The 231-nt window shown below is 73.2% G+C and carries 1 protein-coding gene; it reads right to left on the bottom strand.

The window, feature by feature from the left end; translation table 11 throughout:
• The coding region (locus ACQG3P_RS25040; RefSeq protein ID WP_426806551.1) for a DUF1176 domain-containing protein at positions 1–231 on the bottom strand (231 nt) is incomplete at both ends.

Here is a 231-nt window from a genome sequence, read left to right as displayed (position 1 = left end):
AGCGTGGGCAGGTCCCACGCACCGCCCGCGGCGACCCGGCGGCACAGGCCGGTGGTGCTGTCTGACGTCTTGACGTAAGCGGCGCCGTTCCACGCCCCGCTGGCGCTGGACCAGCAGTCGCCCAGGCCGCGGCCCTTGTGCGAGGACGAGATGGTCAGCGCGTCGGCGTCCACGCCGCGGTGGGGGATGTAAGCGGGCGGGTAGGGCGCGTGGTCGTTGACCACCCAGTAG

The organism is Stenotrophomonas sp. SrG, assembly GCF_050031795.1.
GTDB lineage: Bacteria > Pseudomonadota > Gammaproteobacteria > Xanthomonadales > Xanthomonadaceae > Stenotrophomonas > Stenotrophomonas rhizophila_A.
This window is presented reverse-complemented; position numbering and strand designations above follow the sequence as displayed.